General features: G+C 64.1%; 14 protein-coding genes. All 14 read right to left on the bottom strand.

Going from position 1 to position 15,959, the window contains the following annotated elements; genetic code table 11:
• Positions 1-398: 398 nt before the first annotated feature.
• The 14 genes from LB520_RS10570 to LB520_RS10635 all read right to left on the bottom strand — a co-directional run bounded on the left by LB520_RS10570 (position 399) and on the right by LB520_RS10635 (position 15,959).
• On the bottom strand, positions 399-647 hold the full coding sequence (locus LB520_RS10570) for a cytochrome C oxidase subunit IV family protein (protein WP_140543006.1): 249 nt from the start codon (positions 645-647) through the stop codon (positions 399-401).
• Entirely contained in the window at positions 644-1,279 is a 636-nt protein-coding gene (locus tag LB520_RS10575; RefSeq protein WP_224637457.1) for a cytochrome c oxidase subunit 3, read from the bottom strand. Before LB520_RS10575 ends, LB520_RS10570 begins: the two co-directional genes overlap by 4 nt.
• Positions 1,276-2,919, bottom strand: coding sequence for a cytochrome c oxidase subunit I (gene ctaD / locus LB520_RS10580; RefSeq protein WP_224637458.1), 1,644 nt, complete (start codon positions 2,917-2,919; stop codon positions 1,276-1,278). The genes LB520_RS10575 and ctaD overlap by 4 nt, the downstream gene beginning before the upstream one ends.
• Positions 2,916-3,869, bottom strand: a complete 954-nt coding sequence (coxB, locus tag LB520_RS10585; RefSeq protein WP_224637459.1) for a cytochrome c oxidase subunit II — start codon at positions 3,867-3,869, stop codon at positions 2,916-2,918. The genes ctaD and coxB overlap by 4 nt, the downstream gene beginning before the upstream one ends.
• The gene (locus LB520_RS10590) at positions 3,866-4,606 is read right to left on the bottom strand and encodes an SCO family protein (protein WP_224637460.1); all 741 of its coding nucleotides are present in this window, start codon (positions 4,604-4,606) and stop codon (positions 3,866-3,868) included. The genes coxB and LB520_RS10590 overlap by 4 nt, the downstream gene beginning before the upstream one ends.
• A gap of 8 nt (positions 4,607-4,614) precedes the next feature.
• Positions 4,615-5,058: a hypothetical protein gene (locus LB520_RS10595; protein ID WP_224637461.1), complete on the bottom strand. Its 444-nt coding sequence runs from the start codon at positions 5,056-5,058 to the stop codon at positions 4,615-4,617.
• Positions 5,051-6,166, bottom strand: a complete 1,116-nt coding sequence (locus LB520_RS10600; RefSeq protein ID WP_224637462.1) for a hypothetical protein — start codon at positions 6,164-6,166, stop codon at positions 5,051-5,053. Before LB520_RS10600 ends, LB520_RS10595 begins: the two co-directional genes overlap by 8 nt.
• A complete protein-coding gene (locus LB520_RS10605; protein WP_263483690.1) occupies positions 6,163-6,681 on the bottom strand; it encodes a c-type cytochrome in 519 nt (172 codons plus the stop codon). Before LB520_RS10605 ends, LB520_RS10600 begins: the two co-directional genes overlap by 4 nt.
• A gap of 20 nt (positions 6,682-6,701) precedes the next feature.
• A complete protein-coding gene (locus LB520_RS10610) occupies positions 6,702-7,229 on the bottom strand; it encodes a DUF3341 domain-containing protein (protein ID WP_224637464.1) in 528 nt (175 codons plus the stop codon).
• Entirely contained in the window at positions 7,226-8,584 is a 1,359-nt protein-coding gene (nrfD, locus tag LB520_RS10615) for an NrfD/PsrC family molybdoenzyme membrane anchor subunit (RefSeq protein WP_224637465.1), read from the bottom strand. The genes LB520_RS10610 and nrfD overlap by 4 nt, the downstream gene beginning before the upstream one ends.
• Positions 8,577-11,549, bottom strand: a complete 2,973-nt coding sequence (locus tag LB520_RS10620) for a TAT-variant-translocated molybdopterin oxidoreductase (protein WP_224637466.1) — start codon at positions 11,547-11,549, stop codon at positions 8,577-8,579. Before LB520_RS10620 ends, nrfD begins: the two co-directional genes overlap by 8 nt.
• Complete coding sequence (locus LB520_RS10625) at positions 11,533-12,189, bottom strand: cytochrome c3 family protein (protein WP_411969877.1); 657 nt, start codon at positions 12,187-12,189, stop codon at positions 11,533-11,535. The genes LB520_RS10620 and LB520_RS10625 overlap by 17 nt, the downstream gene beginning before the upstream one ends.
• A gap of 465 nt (positions 12,190-12,654) precedes the next feature.
• Complete coding sequence (locus tag LB520_RS10630; protein WP_224637468.1) at positions 12,655-14,934, bottom strand: xanthine dehydrogenase family protein molybdopterin-binding subunit; 2,280 nt, start codon at positions 14,932-14,934, stop codon at positions 12,655-12,657.
• 2 nt (positions 14,935-14,936) lie between these two features.
• Positions 14,937-15,959, bottom strand: coding sequence for an FAD binding domain-containing protein (locus LB520_RS10635; protein WP_224637469.1), 1,023 nt, complete (start codon positions 15,957-15,959; stop codon positions 14,937-14,939).

Here is a 15,959-nt window from a genome sequence, read left to right on the forward strand (position 1 = left end):
TAACGCCACTCCAGCGGGCGAGTTGTCGAGCCGCCCTTCGCGGTCCGGCTTGCGATCAGCCAAACGCCGCTGAGTGCTTTTCGAACAACGCCAATTTGTCGGCATACCCGATGCGGTTCGCAGCTCCGCAGCCCTCGCATTTGAAGGTCGAGATCACCTTGAACCACGACCCTTTCCTTTTGAAGGCATGGTTACATTCCAAGCACTTGAATTCCAAGTCGGCATCATTCAGCGCCGCGGACAGGGGCATCGCTCACCTCCAATGACGTGTTCCTCATTCGCAATCATGCTGCCCGAAGACTATGAGCAAGATCACATGTTGATGCTGGGCCTGTTGCGGCTTGATGACAGGACCTCAGTCCCAATCGGCGTGCCCGCTCGCGATTGACGCCGCTCTCCTATCGCCCGATCAGCGTCAGCCCGAAAAGAATGGCGAGCCAAAGCCCGGTTGCCGCGACGGCGAGCCGCGGCAAGGTGCCTGTCAGATGCATGAACAGCAGGGCGATCAGGACCGCCTTGGCGGCCGCGATCGCCAGGTTGAGGGCGACATTGAAGCCGCCGAGATCGAGGAAGGAGGAAGCCACCGTCAGCGCCAGCAGCGCGAGCAGCCCGAGATAGCCGAAGGTGAGTTTGCGCAATTCGCTCATCGGTTGATCAGGTAGAGAACGGGGAACATGAACACCCAAATGACGTCGACGAAGTGCCAGTAGAGGCCGACGGCAACCACCCGGCGCAACCGGTTGGCAGGGCTGGAGGGCCGCCAGAGCGCGATCATGCCGGCGATGACGACGATGCCGCCGATCAGGTGCAGCGCATGCAGCGAGGTCATCGCGAAATAGAGGCCGAAGAAAAGCTGGGCGTGCACGGGATCCGGTCCTGCATAGCGGAACGGCAGGCCGAGAAGCGGGGCCAGACCTTCGCTGATCTCCTTGCCGTATTCTATCCCCTTCACAACCAGGAAGCAGACACCCAGCACCGAGGTCGCGGCCAACGCCCAAATTGTCGCGCGCCAACGTCTCTGCAGCGTAAACCTGTGCGCCAGCGCCATGGTGAAGCTGCTGGTGATCAGCACGGCCGTGTTGAAGGTGCCGAGCGGCAGCGAAAGATGCTTGGAAGCCGCCGCGAAGGCCGGGCCGAAATCGATATGCGCGACGAGGAAGACCAGGAAAATCGCGCCGAACAGCATCGCCTCGGAGCCGATGAACACCCACATCGCAAAAGTGTCGGCGCGCAGTTCGCGCTGGGGCGTGTCGAAAGCGACGCTTTCGGTGCCGCTCATCGCGCCGCTTCCTCCCGGTGCGGGCTGAAGCGCTCGTGCTCGAGCCCCTTCATGTCGTAGGCATAGGCCGGTCGCGTCACGACCGGCATGGTCTCGAAATTATGCGGCGGTGGCGGCGAGCTTGTCTGCCATTCGAGCCCCGTGGCGTTCCACGGATTGTCGGGCGCCCGGGCGCCGCGAAACAGCGACCAGCCGAGGTAAAACAAGGGCATCAGATAGCCGATCGCCAGCACCACCGCGCCGCCCGAGGACAGGACGTTCCAGAACTGGAACTCAGGCGGATAGGTGTGATAGCGCCGCGGCATGCCGTCGAAGCCCAGCACATATTGCGGGAAGAACGTCAGATTGAAGCCGACGAAAGTGACGGTCGCCGCAATCCTCCCCGACGTTTCCGAATACATGCGGCCGGTCAATTTCGGCCACCAGAAATGCAGGCCCGCCATGTAGGCCGTCACCATGCCGCCGACCATGATGTAGTGGAAATGCGCGATGACGAAGTAGGTGTCGTGGACATGCACGTCGACCGCCAACGCCGCAAGGAACAGCCCCGCCAGCCCGCCGAAGGTGAACAGCGCCAGGAAGAACAGCGCATAGAGCATCGGCGTCTCGAAGCTGATCTCGCCCTTGCGCAGCGTCAGGCTCCAGTTGAAAACCTTGATCGCCGACGGGATCGCGACGCAGAAGGACAGGAACGAGAACACCACGCCGGCATAGGCCGACTGCCCGCTGACGAACATGTGGTGGCCCCAGACCAGGAAGCCGAAGACGGCGATCGCCATCGACGACATCGCCACCGCCTTGTAGCCGAACAGCGGCCGGCGGCTGAAGCAGGGCAGCACCTCCGACACCACACCCATGCCGGGCAGGATCATGATGTAGACGGCCGGGTGGGAGTAGAACCAGAAGAGATGCTGGAAGAGCAGCGGATCGCCGCCGAGATCGGGATTGAAGATGCCGATGCCGAACACGCGCTCCAGCACGATCAGGATCAGCGATGCGGCGAGCACCGGCGTTGCCAGCACCATCACCAGGCTGGTGGCGTAAAGCGTCCAGACGAAAATCGGCAGTCGGAACCAGGTGAGCCCCGGCGCGCGTAGCGTGTGAACCGTGACGATGAAATTGATGCCGGTCATGATCGTCGAGAAGCCGACGATGAAGACGCCGAAGGCCGCGGTCGAGACGAAGCCGTTGGCATAAAGCGTCGACAGCGGCGTGTAGAAGGTCCAGCCGGTATCGACGCCGCCGGCCACCACTGCAAACAGCGCGAACAGGCTGCCGAAAATGAAGACGTACCAACTGGCGAGGTTGAGCCGCGGGAAAGCGAGATCGCGCGCGCCGATCATCAGCGGCAAAAGGAAATTGCCCATGGTCGCCGGGATCGACGGCACCAGGAAGAACCAGACCATGATGATGCCGTGCAGCGAGAACAGCCTGTTGTAGACGTCGTCGGAGACGAGGTCGCCTGCCGGCGTCGCCAGCTCGATCCGCATCAGCACCGCCATCGCGCCGCCGAGGAAGAAGAAGGCCGTTAGCGAGATGAGATAGAGCCACGCAACGCGCTTATGGTCGGTGGTGAGAAGCCATGCCCGCAGGCCGCTGCTTTGGCCGAGATATGTACCCTGCATCGCCGCGTTGGTCATGGCTTGGCTCCGGCCGTTGGTTGAGGCGAAAGCGACTTCAGATAGGCGAGCAGCATCTGCAGCTCGCCTTCATCGATCAGGCCATCGAAGCTCGGCATGACCGGCTCGTAGCCCGCCGCGATCTCCTTCTTCGGGTTGAGGATGGAGTCGCGCAAATAGCGCTCGTCGGCGATCACCGTCTGCTGATTGTCGAGCGCCACCGGCCGGCCGAAGATGCCGTCAAGCGAGGGCGCCCTCACCTTGCTGCTCGCGCCATGGCAGCCGGAGCAGCCCAGCGCGCGAAACAGTTTCTCGCCGCTTGCGGCAAGCGTCTCGCCTTCGCCCTGGCTGTTCAGCCACGCGGCATATTGCTCGGGCGCCATCACGGTCACCCAGCCGCCCATTTCAGAATGCTGAGTGCCGCAATATTGGGCGCAGAACAGGTGGTAGCGGCCGGGCTCGGTGGCAATGAACCAGATATGGGTCGTGCGTCCAGGCACCTCGTCCTGCTTGATGCGGAACGCCGGCACGTAGAAGGAGTGGATGACGTCCTGCGAGGCGAGCGACACGACCACCGGTTTGCCGACCGGAACGTGCAGCTCGTTGATCTCGCGCTGGCCGCCGGGTTGCCTGAACTCCCACATCCACTGCTTGCCAAGCCCGGTGATCTCGAGCGCGTCCGCCGGCGGATGATCGCGGCGAACGAAAAGCGTCGCGCCCCAGCCGAAGAAGATGAAGGCAATGATCAGGCTGGCGACGGTCCAGCTCATCTCCAGCCACAGGGTACGGGAACGCTGTCCGGTGCGATCCGCCGGCGACCCGACGCGGTATTTCACCGCGTAGCCGACGACCAGCCCGGTGAGCGCCAGCCCGAGCACGGCTGAGAAAACGAGCAGCGTATAAAACAGCGCATCGACATGGCCGGCTTCCGACGAGGCTTCCTGCGGGAAGAAGGGAACGCCGAAGCTCACCTTGCCCTCCCCCGCATTTGCCAGAGCACCGTTGCTCCCAGGCCGAGCACCGTTGCCAGGCTGACCACTTTCAGCGCCGCCCAGACTACGGGAGTGTACTGGCCTTTCGAACTGTCGAACCCCGCGCAGAACAGGAAGACATGATCGGCAATCGACCCGAGCTTGTTGGCTGATGCTTCGACCAGCGCGAGTTGGAGATCGCGCGGCGTGAAGGTCAAGGCCGGCAATACCTGTGAAATTCGGCCCGACGGTGTGAGCGCGATAACTGCGATCGGATGCACGAACTGATCGATGTCTTTGCGCGGGTCGAAGGTGATCCCGGCCTCGTTGGCGAGCGCCGCGCCGGCGCTCTCGCTGCTGGTCAGAAAACGCCAGGCGGACAATCCCGCCGGGCCTGCGGCGGAAGCGATGTCATCCCGCGCCGCGGCGGCATCGGCGGAGGTCTCTTCGGGGTCGATCGAGATGAACAGCGCGCGATAATCCGCAGGGCGAAGCGATGTCTTCTTCAGATCGGATGCGACGGCCTGCTGGGTGACGCCACAAAGATTCGGGCATTTATCGTAGCCGAAGATGACAAGCGCCGGACGTCCGCCAAGCGTCTCGCCAAGCGTCAGCTTCCGGCCGCTTGTATCGACCAATTCTCGCTCAAGGCTGAGCTGCGCGCCGAGCTTCGGATCGAAGCTCGGTCGTTCCGCGGCAATCGCCATGCCGGCAATGAACAGACAAAGCGCAGCCAACAAGCTTCTCATCGCTCTGTCTCGCCTTGCTGTCGGCAATTCCGGGCCCGCAGCGCACGGGGAACCGCCGCCGTGAGCAGGGCGCAATCAGGCTCCGTGGCCGCTGCCGTCGGTCGCGACCAATCCGGCAGGCCGTGGCTGACCACCGCCCACATGGCGTCATCGATCGGGATGCGGGCGATGCCGGCCTTGCGATCGACCCAGCCAAGCGTCTTGAGCTGGCGATCCTCTTCGGCGCGGAAAGCGGCCAAATCCTGCCTTGGCGCGGTCTGCAAGCCGGGGCCTTCCGGACTGGTGTCCGTCGGAAGCGGCAGCCAGGTCGGCGCGGTGTTGAAGATGAGCTTCACGCCGATCGCGGCTAAAGCGATGAACAGCAGCAGCCCGCCGCCGAAGGCGAGCAGCACACGCGGCTGGACATCGCGCGTTTCGGGGTGACGGCGCGCCTTAGCCATGGGCGACCTCCCGTTTCCACCAGACGATCCTGTCCGGCCGGCGGAGCAGGAAAAGGAACAGCGCGAGCCATAGTCCTCCCAATCCCATCCAGGCGGCCGCATCATGCCACAATGCCAGGACGCCGCCGGCAAAGAGCGGTGGCCGGATTCGCCAGAAGATGTCGATGAAATGGCCGGCCAGAGCGACAGCGGCGAGCCAGACAAGGCCGCGATGGCTGCGCTTCAGCCTTCGGCTGAGCAGGCCTGCGAAAGCCGCGACGTGCAAGGCAATCAGCAGCCAAAGAAGATATAGCCAGCCGCCCGCGGAGCGCATGCCATACCAGCGGATCTCGTCGGGCAGGTCGCCGCCCCAGACGACGACCCACTGCATGAACATGAGATAGATCCAGGTCAGCAGGAAGCCGAGCAGCATGTTGGCAAGATCCTCGCTGAGCGCGACGTCTTCCTCGCCACCGGGCATGACCTCCACCGCCCGCCTTGCCGCCAGCACCAGGATTGCCAGGGCGAATGCCCCGACCACCTCGGCCGAAGCTTCGCAAAGCGCATAGATGGTCGAGGTGAATTCAGGCTCGAGCGACAGCATCCAGTCGATGGCAAAGACGCTGACGGCAAGCGCGTGGAGAACGAGGCCAAGGGCGAATTTCTTGCCGTTGTGTTCATTCGAATTGACCGGGGCCTCGGTCGTGCCGAGCACTATCCAGGTAAGGACGAGCCAGATCGCCGCGCAAACCGCAAAGCGCAGCAGGAAGAACGGCAGGTTGAGATAGACAAGCTTTTCATGGACAGTCTCCTGCAGTTTCGCTGTGTCGGCGCCGACCCACGGAAAGACGAGGTCGAGCCTTATCAGGACGGGCACGAGGGAAACCAACGCCAGCGGCAGCAGGGCCGTCATGGTGCGGAGCGGCTGGCGGACCGCTTCTCCCCAGCGCCCGCCGGTCAGCCCGTGCACCATCAGTATGGTCAGCGCGCCGAGCGGCAGGCTGAGCGCGAAGAGAATTGCGGGGAGCCAGGCGCTCAGCATCGCTTTGGCATCGAGCGATACGCCCAGACCGCAGACGACAAGTCCTGCGGCGCCCGCCGACAGAAAGCCTTGCTCGAGGCGGCTCATGGCGAGGCCTCCGCTTCGAGCCGCGCGCGCATGCTTTGCGGAAGTTCGGCGACCGGCGCGGCCCGCGAATATTGCAGCGCGCGGATGTAGGCGATGATCGCCCAGCGGTCCTGCGGCGGCACCCTGGCTGCATAAGAATACATGGCGCCATAGCCGTTGGTGATGACGTCGTAGAAGTGCCGGTCCGAGGCCTTGCGCAGGGCTTCCTGGTGGTAGCTCGGCGGCGCCGGAAAGCCGCGCTGGACGATTATGCCGTGACCATCGCCGGTGCGGCCGTGACAGGGCGAGCAGAAGATGTCGAAACGCTGTCGTCCGCGCTGCAGAAGCTCGATCGTGATCGGATAGGGGATTTTGTCCGGGACCGGCGTCAGATCGGCGTCGCGCGCGACGGTGCCAGTCACCGGTGTCCGCGCCGACATGCCGTCGGGGAACTGGTTGCTGGCCTCCAGCGGATCGTAGCGCGGCTGGTCCTCCATATCCTGCCGGCAGCCGGCGACGCCCAGCGCACCCAACATTAGCGTGAGGCCGAGGCGCCTCACGCCTCGACCTCCTCGACCATCTCGGCGCCGAGCCGTGTCAGCTGGCCCCTGGTCACGCCCTTGCGGTATTTGGGATCGGCCGTTTCGATCAGCAGATAGAACTTGCCGCCGCGCGCGTAGCTGAAGCTCTCGGCGTTGAAGACCGGATGATGATAGCGGGGCAGCCCATTGGCCGCGAGCACGCCCAGGAAGCCCGCGAAGGCGGCGCCGAGAATGCCGGCCTCGAACGCGATGATGACGAAAGGCGGCCAGGAATGCAGCGGCCGGCCGCCGACATTGATGGGATAGTCGACTTCGACAGAGTACCAGATCAGCGCATAAACGAGAGCCGCGCCGGCAATGCCGCCGGCGAGCACCGCCCAGGGCAGGCGCGTCTTCGGTATCTCCAATATCCCTTCCAGGTCGTTCATCGGAAACGGCGAGAACGCATCCATGCGCCGATAGCCGCGCTCGCGCATGCCGCGCGCCGCCGCGATGAGCGCTTCGGGACCGGCAAACACCGCCATGAGACCGTAGAGGCTCATCGGATCTTGCCCTCCTCTTCGGCCAGTTCCTCGACCTCGAAGATGGTGATCGCCGGCAGGATGCGGATGAACAGGAAGACGAGCGCGAAGAAGGTGCCGATCGAACCGAACAGGATGCCGAAATCGAGCCAGGCCAGCGACTGCTCGCCCCAGGCAGACGGCAGGTAGTCGCGGCTCGGCCCCGTCACGACGATGATGTAGCGCTCGATCCACATGCCGACATTGATGGCGACGGCGATCGCGAACAGCAGCGGCATGTTGCGGCGGATGCGTCTGAACCACAGCAATTGCAGCACGCCGCAGTTCAGGCTCAGCATTATCCAGAACAGCGGCGCATAGGGACCCAGCGCGCGCTGCGCCATCATGGTTCGCTCGTAGGGCTCGCCCGAATACCAGGCGAAGAATGCTTCCGAGAGATAGCCATAGGCGACGACCATCCCGGCAGCGATCATCAGCTTGGCGGCATTGTCCATGTGCTTTAGCGTGATCAGGTCCTTGACCGAGAAGGCCCACCGCAAGGGGATGGCGATGGTGAGCACCATGGCGAAGCCGGAGAGCAACGCGCCGGCGACGAAATAGGGCGGGAAGATCGTCGAGTGGTAGCCGGGCGTGATCGCGAAGGTGAAATCGAGCGAGACGATCGAATGCACCGAAACGACCAGCGGCGTGGCCAAGGCCGCGAGCAGGAAATAGACAACCTGGTAGCGCGCCCAATGATAGGCCGAGCCGCGCCAGCCGAGCGCCAATATGCCGTAGAAGAGCTGCGCCGGTCTCGACCTGGCGCGGTCGCGCAGCACTGCAAGATCCGGCAGCAGCCCCATATACCAGAACAGCAGCGAAACGGTCGCGTAGGTGGCGATCGCCGCGAAGTCCCAGACCAGCGGGCTGCGCCATTGCGGCCAGTGCATATGCACATTGGGCAGCGGCAGCAGCCAGTAGAAGAACCACGGTCGCCCAAGATGCAGGATCGGAAATAGGCCGGCCATGGCGACGGCAAACAGCGTCATGGCCTCTGCGAAGCGGTTGATCGAGGCGCGCCAGGGTTGGCGCAGCAGCAACAGCACCGCCGAGATCAGCGTGCCGGCATGACCGATGCCGATCCACCAGACGAAGTTGGAGATCATCGTGCCCCAGACCACCGGCATGTTGATGCCGAGGCCGCCGACGCCGACCGCGATGAGATAGGTGATCGAATAGAGCAGCAGCAAAACCAGCAGGAAACAGAGCAGGAACGCAGTCCAGAAATGGCGCGGCAGGCGGCCGTTGAGCACAATGGAGCCGATGCGGCCGCTGATCTCGGGAAAATCGTGACGACCGCGCAGGACAGCCGGGCTTTTCGCGCTCGCTTCAGCCATCGGTCGCCTCGCCCGGCTTGGCAAGCTTGCCGTTCGGATTGGAGATCTTGCCGAGATAGGTGGTGCGCGGCCGTGTGTTCAGCTCCTCCAGCAGCGCGTAATTCTGCGGCGCGCTCTTCTCGCGAACGACCTTTGCATCTTTCTTGTTGCGATCGCCGAAGGTGATGGCTTGCGTCGGGCAAGCCTGCTGGCAGGCGGTGACAACTTCGCCGTCGGTGATGTCGCGGTTCTCGATCTGCGCCTGGATGCGCTTGGCGCTGATGCGCTGGACGCAATAGGTGCATTTCTCCATGACGCCGCGCGAGCGCACGCTGACATTCGGGTTGTGCACGCCCTGTTCCGGCCCGGCTTCATCCTTGTCGAAGGATTGATGGTCGAGGAAGTTGAAGCGCCGAACCTTGTAGGGGCAATTCTGCGAGCAATAGCGCGTGCCGATGCAGCGGTTATAGACCTGCGCGTTCAGCCCATCATGCGTATGCACGGTGGCGTTGACTGGACACACCACTTCGCACGGCGCCTTTTCGCAATGCATGCAGGGCACCGGCTGGAAGAAAGTGTCGGGCGCATCGACCGGCCCGGCATAGTAGCGGTCGACCCGCAGCCAGTGCATCTCGTGGCCGCGCTCGCATTCCTCGGGCCCGACCGGCGCGATGTTGTTCTCCGCCTGGCAGGCCGAGACGCAGGCCATGCAGCCGATACAGGCCGAGAGGTCGATCGCCATCGCCCAGGCTTCCTGATTGTAAGGCCAGTCGGGATAGAGCGATCCCGTCGGCGACGGCGGCGCATTCTTGCGCACGAAATCCGGGTTCTCTCGGAATGCATCGAGCGACGCGTGGCGCACGATGGCGCGGCCTTCCATCGCCTGGTGATGCTGCGTGGTGATGACCCGCATGCTGTGTCCGCGCGGCGCGATGGCCGCGCCGGTCGCGAACCATTCCGAGCCACGGCGCAAATGGAAGGCGTCGTAGCCTTGCGATAGCGCAGCAACGGAACCGACCTTTCGTCCGAAGCCGAAGGACAGCGTTATCGTCTCGTCCGGGTGACCGGGCACGATCCAGGCAGGTGCATCGACATCCGCCCCATTGGAGGCGATATTGACGACCTCGCCATTTCCGACCTTCAATCGCTCGGCGGTGGCGGGCGAGACGAGCGCAGCGTTGCCCCACACAATCTTCGTCAAGGGTCGCGGCAGTTCCTGCAGCCATGAGGCGTTGGCGAAACGGCCGTCGCGCAACCAGGGATCCGCGACGAAACGGACATCGATGCCGCTGTCTGCCTTTGCTGCCGGCTTCAGTCCCGCCAGGTCCGGCGGCACTGTGACGGATACCGGCTTGGCAGCACTGTCCGCCATGACGCCGTCGCGCAGAGCCTTTCTCCAGGCATCATCATCGAGTTGCGTCCAATGCTGCCGGATAAGCGAAAGCGGATCGGCCTCGAACCCGCCGCCAAGCACGGCAAGAAGCTGATGCGCGGTCTTGCTGTCGTAAAGCGGCTTGATCAGCGGCTGGACCAGGGAGGTGCTGCCTTCATAGGCGCGGATGTCGCTCCAGCTCTCGAGCTCATGCGCCGCGGGCACATGCCAATGCGCCAGGAACGCCGTCTCGTCGCGGTAGAGGCCGTGATGGACTAGCAGCTTCAGTCCCGAAAAAGCCTTGCGCATATCGAGGTTTGCCGGGCCGGTGTGCAGCGGGTTTGCACCCAGCGCCACCACGGTGTCCACAGCCCCATCGCCGATTGCCTCGCGCAGCGCTCCGAGATCGCCGTCGACCGACAGCGCATCCGGCGCCTCGATCAGCTCGACCGTGTTGCCAAGCGCGCCAGGCTTCGCATTGGCGGCAAACGCGGCGGCGTGAACGAAGGCGCTCTGCTGCGCTCCAGCAATGACCAGCGCATTGCGACCTGCCGCTTTCAGGTCGTCGACCAGCACCGTCATCAAGGCCTGGTCGGCCGGCGAGCCGGAAGCTCCGGTTTTGCCGGTCAACGCCGCGTTCAATCCGGCAGCCACGGCTTCGACGTCGCTTGGCTTGATCGCAAGCCGGTGATCGGCGGCGGCTCCGGTGATTGTCGGCGTCGACTCCACCGCATAGAGCCGGCTCATCCGGTCGGACGGATCGCGTACACGTCGCCGCGCAGCAAAGTCGCGCGCATAGGCGAGCCGCCCCGGTCCTTCGCCGAGGAAATCGGCGTCGAGGCTGACGATCGTTTCAGCACGATCAAAGCGATAGACCGGCGTCAGCGCCGACCGGAACAGGGCACGCGACGCCTCCATCGCGGCCGGCATCGCCAACGGGTCGTGGTGGTAGATTTTCAGTTTCGGATAGCGAGCCCGTAGCGCATCGATCTGAGCCGCGAACGTCGGCGAGGTGGTCGCTTCAACCAGCAACGCCCCGCCCTGCCCTTGCGATGCCGTCCATCGCGAAACGAGCCCCGCCATTGTCTTCAGGAAATCGCCGTACGATGCCGGCTGGCCATCCTTGAGCGGCGTGCGTGAACGGTCCGGGTCGAACAGCGTCAGCACGGCTGCCTGCATTACCGCGTCGGTGGCGCCGCGCGAGGCCGGATGGTCGGGATTGCCTTCGATCTTGGTCGGCCGCCCTTCATGGCTTTCGACGATGGCGCCGATACCGAAGCCGTCACTCGACAGCGTCGTCGCATAGTAGACAGGCTTGCCGGGGACCAGGATTTCCGGCTGGCGCACATAGGGCACGATGTTTTCCGCCCTGCCGCAGGCGACCAGCCCGGCAAGCGACAGCGAGGCGCCCATCAGCTTCAGCAGCGTGCGCCGGTTCGGCTTTGCCGGCAGGCGTTCCGCGATTGCCGGGAACTCGGCCTCGACGAAGCGGCGAAATTCGGCAGCGCCGGCGATCTCGTCGAGGCTGCGCCACATTTCACCGCCATGCGCCAGCCGCTTGCGCAGAGCCTCGATGTCGATGGCGGAACCAGGCCGGTCAGCGATGGCAGACATAGCAATCCGTCATCGTCTCGGGATGGATGTCGAGCACGCCGATCAGCTGCCGCCTGATCTCAGCGATGTCCGCGGGCGGCTGCCAGTGCATCAGGAACACGTCCTGCAGGGGACGTAAATTCGGCTCCGGGTTGCGATGACAGCCGAGGCACCACTCCATGCTCAGTGTGCGCGCCCGCATCGTCAGCGGCATCTGGTCGACCTCGCCATGGCAGGTCTCGCAGGCGACGCCTTTGTTGATGTGGATCGCATGATTGAAGAAGACGAAATCCGGCACGCCGTTGACGCGCTGCCATTCGATCGGCTTGCCGCCGGCCAGGCTTGCACGCACCGGCGCCAGCATGCCGGCATTGGTGAAAAGCTGCGAATGGCAGGTCATGCAGACTTCGGTCGCCGGCAAACCCGCCGAAGACGAGGTCTCGACGCCATTGTGACAATAGCGGCAGTCGATGCCGAGCTGGCCGACATGGTGCTTGTGACTGAACGGCACCGGCTGCGCCAATGGCTCACCTACTCCCGTTACCAGGTCCGAACGGGGAAGGATTGTCCCGATCGCGGCTGCGATCAACAGAACCGCACAACTTCCCCAGATGACAAAGCGCGCAACGCCATTGGCGTTTTTCGAGAAGATTTGCGGCATCCCCTCGCCGATTCTGCTGAAGGCAAACCCAGAGTTGACGCCCCCTAACGGTGCTTTCGCCGCCAAGGTTCCGCGCCCGCGTCGGAATCACAGAATGGTGACTGCAACCGGGAACAGGTCGCGGATTTAATCCGCAACCCCCGCCGCTCCCATGCGTTCGGCGGCCGCCACTTCACGGAAACCAAGGTCGGCACGAAATCATCGCCCACGCTTTGCCGACCGGGTGACAGAGATCGGCCACCCGGGCTAAAGACTTCAGCGCTTCAGGTCGTTGCGACGCCGCCCCGTCGGCTGTGACGGACCGCCCTTCCGCTCCGCCGGCCGCCGGCTTCGGCGCCTGGCGAGGAAATACATCCAGATCAGAATGAGGATCAGAGGGATACCCGCGATGGGCAGCATCCACACCCCAAGGTGAAACATGGGTTTCGCCCTATTAGAGAAAATGCGCATGCATCGCAGGCATGCTCAAGCGAGCAACTGCTCGATCCTGATCGGCAAATCGCGGATGCGTTTGCCGGTGGCATGGTAGACTGCGCTGGCAACAGCCGCGGCCGTGCCGACATTGCCCAGTTCGCCCAAGCCCTTCACGCCGGCCGGGTTGACCGCGTGGTCGACTTCCGGAACCAGGATCACCTGCAGGTCCTTGATGTCGGCATTCACCGGCACAAGATAGTCCTGCAGGTCGCGGTTGACATAGCGGGCATAGCGGCTGTCGACTTCCGTCGCTTCATGCAGCGCCTGGCCGATGCCCCAGATCATGCCGCCCATCAGTTGGCTGCGCGCGGTGCGCGTGTTCATGATGCGGCCGGCCGCGAACGCGCCGACGATGCGCGGCACGCGGATCTCCCTCGTGTAGCGGTTGATGCGGACTTCGACGAACTCGGCGCCGAAGGCGTATTTCACCGAATCCTCATCCTGCTCGCCACCGTGGAATTCCGGCATGCCGGCATAGAGCTTCTTCAGCGCTTCGGGCGTCGCACCCTTGGGCGCGAACTCGGCATATTCCTCGATCGCGCCGACCTGCATGGTCTTCAGGACATCTTCGATCTTTGCCGAAGCGCCGCCCTTGGCCACGATCTTTCCGTCGGCGAGGTCGAGTTCCTCGTTGTGAGAGCCCGCCAGCGGACCGCCCTCGGCGGTCGCGCCGGCATAGAGCTTGGTGCGGATGGCGTCGCAGGCCTTCAGCACTGCCGAGCAGACGCTCGCGGTGGAGATCGAGCCGCCCGAGACAGGAGCGGGAGGCAGGCTGCTGTCGCCCATTTCGACGCTGATCCGATCGATGCTGACGCCGAGACGTTCCGACGCCATCTGACCGGCGACGGTGCGCACGCCGGTTCCGATCTCGTGCGAACCGCATTGCAGCCGCACATCGCCATCGACGGTCAGGCGCACCCGTGCCGCGCATGGCGCGACTGCGGTTGGATAAATCGCCGTCGCGCAGCCCATGCCGACCAGCCAGTCGCCGTCGCGCATCGCTCCCACTTTCGGGTCCCGCTTCGCCCAGCCAAAAGCCTCGGCCGCTTGGTCATAGCACTGGATCAGAGAGCGGCTGGAGAACGGCTTCTTGCCGATCGGCTCTGTCTTCGGTTCATTGATCCGGCGGAATTCCACCGGGTCCATGCCGAGCGCTACCGCCATTTCGTCCATGGCGTTTTCCAGCGCATAGACATAAGGCGTCTCGGGCGGCGAGCGCATATAGCCGGGCGTGTTGCGGTCCGCCTGCACCAGCGAGACATGTGTCAGCACAGAACCGTAAGCATACATGCGGCCGGTTGCCGACGTGCCGCCCACGACATAGGAGTCCGGCCGCGAGGTGACCTCCCAGCCTTCATGCGCGAAAGCAGTGATGCGGCCGTCCTTGCCTGCGCCGATCCGGATGCGGTGCCTTGTCTCCGCCCTATAGGTCTGGGTGCCGAAGGCCTGCATCCGGCTGGTCACGCAACGCACCGGTCGGCCGAGCCGCCTGGCGGCAACCGCGACGATGGCCGTGCGCGGCGTCATCGGTCCCTTGGAACCGAAGGCGCCGCCGATGAAGGGGCTGACGATGCGCACCTTAGCGGGATCGATCTTCAATTGCCTGGCAAGCTCGACCTTCCAGCCGGTCACGTTTTGCGACGGCTCGTGGACGATCAGTTGGTCGCCCTCCCAGAAGGCGGTGGTTGAGAACAGCTCGATCGGATTGTGGTGCTGCGTGGGCGTCGAATAGCGCGCGTCGATCTTCACCGCGGCCTCTCTATAGGCGGCATCGAAGTCGCCGGCCTTCACGTCTTCCTTGAACAGAGGACTCTTGCCGGCGGCAGGAATGGTTGCCGTGCCCGGACTGTCGAAGCTCGCCGTGGGCGTCTCCGCATCATACTCGGCGCGGATCAACTGCGCCGCCTCTTCGGCGGCTTCGAATGTCTCGGCAACCGCGAGCGCGATGATCTGGCCGTCATGGAAGATCGTCCGGTCATGCAGCGGCCCGATCGAGGTGGCGCCGGAATTGCCGAATTTCGGCTTCTCGACAGTGTCCATATCGCCGTAAGTGACGATGTCGAGCAACCCGGGCACGGCACGAGCGTCGTCGAGATTAAGCTTGGCTACCTTGCCCTTGGCAATGCTGCTGGTGGCCAGCGCGCCGTAAGCGATGTTGGCGGTCGGCAGGTCGGCTGGGTAATGCGCCTGCCCGGTGACCTTAAGCCGTGCATCGACGCGCGGCAGCGGTTGGCCCTGGTTCTCTTTCGGTCTCGGAGCGGCAGTGTCCATGGTCACACCTTCATGTCGCGGGTTTCGAGCAGCGCGCGCACCAGCGTTCGCTTACCGAGCTCGATCTTGAATGCGTTGTGCTGGCGCGGCTCGGCCCCGGCGAAGGCGGCATCCGCCGCCGCCCCCGCCGAAACCTCGTCGAGCGTCTTTCCTTGCAGGGCTTCCTCCGCGGCTTTGGCACGCCACGGCACGGTCGCCACACCGCCCAAGGCAATGCGCGCCTCGCGTACGTTGTCGCCGTCCAGGTCGAGCGCAACGGCCGCCGAAGCCAGCGCGAACGCGTAGGATTCGCGGTCTCGGATCTTCAGATAAAGCGAGCGCCGCGCCCATGGCACAGCCGGCACTTCTATGGCGGTGATGATCTCGTCAGCAGCGAGATCGGTCTCGATCTCAGGCGTATCGCGTGGCCGACGATGCAGCTTGGCGAGCGGTATCTTTCGCGCTCCACGCGAGCCTTCGGCACGCACGACGGCATCGAGCGCGATCAGCGCCTGGGCAAAGTCGCCGTGATACGTTGCGATGCAGGCATTGCTGCCGCCCAGCACCGCATGCTGCCGGTTGAAACCCTCCATCGCAGCGCAGCCGGACCCTGGCACGCGCTTGTTGCAGTGCCAGGATGTCTCGCGAAAATATTCGCAGCGCGTGCGCTGCAGGACATTGCCGGCGAGACTTGCCATGTTGCGGATCTGGCCGCTTGCGGCCAGCCGCAAGCTGTCGGCAATAACGGGATAGCCGCGCTTAAGCTCAGCGTGATCTGCCGCCTCACCCATCCGCACCAGAGCCCCGAAGCGGATACCATCGTCGGTCACCCGGATTTGCCTGAGGCCTGGATCCTTGAGCCGGTTGAGGTCAACCAGCCGGTTCGGCTCGGCAACGCCGAGCTTCATATAATCGGCAAGGTTGGTGCCCCCGGCGATGAACTGCACATTCGCTCGCGTCGGCTGGTCGTCCTCGGTCGTGAAGCGGGATGCGATCGCGACGGCCGCGGAAATGTCGGTCGGCTGTTCGTAGACGAAGGGACGCAT

This window comes from Mesorhizobium sp. CA12, from assembly GCF_020165255.1.
Lineage (GTDB): Bacteria > Pseudomonadota > Alphaproteobacteria > Rhizobiales > Rhizobiaceae > Mesorhizobium.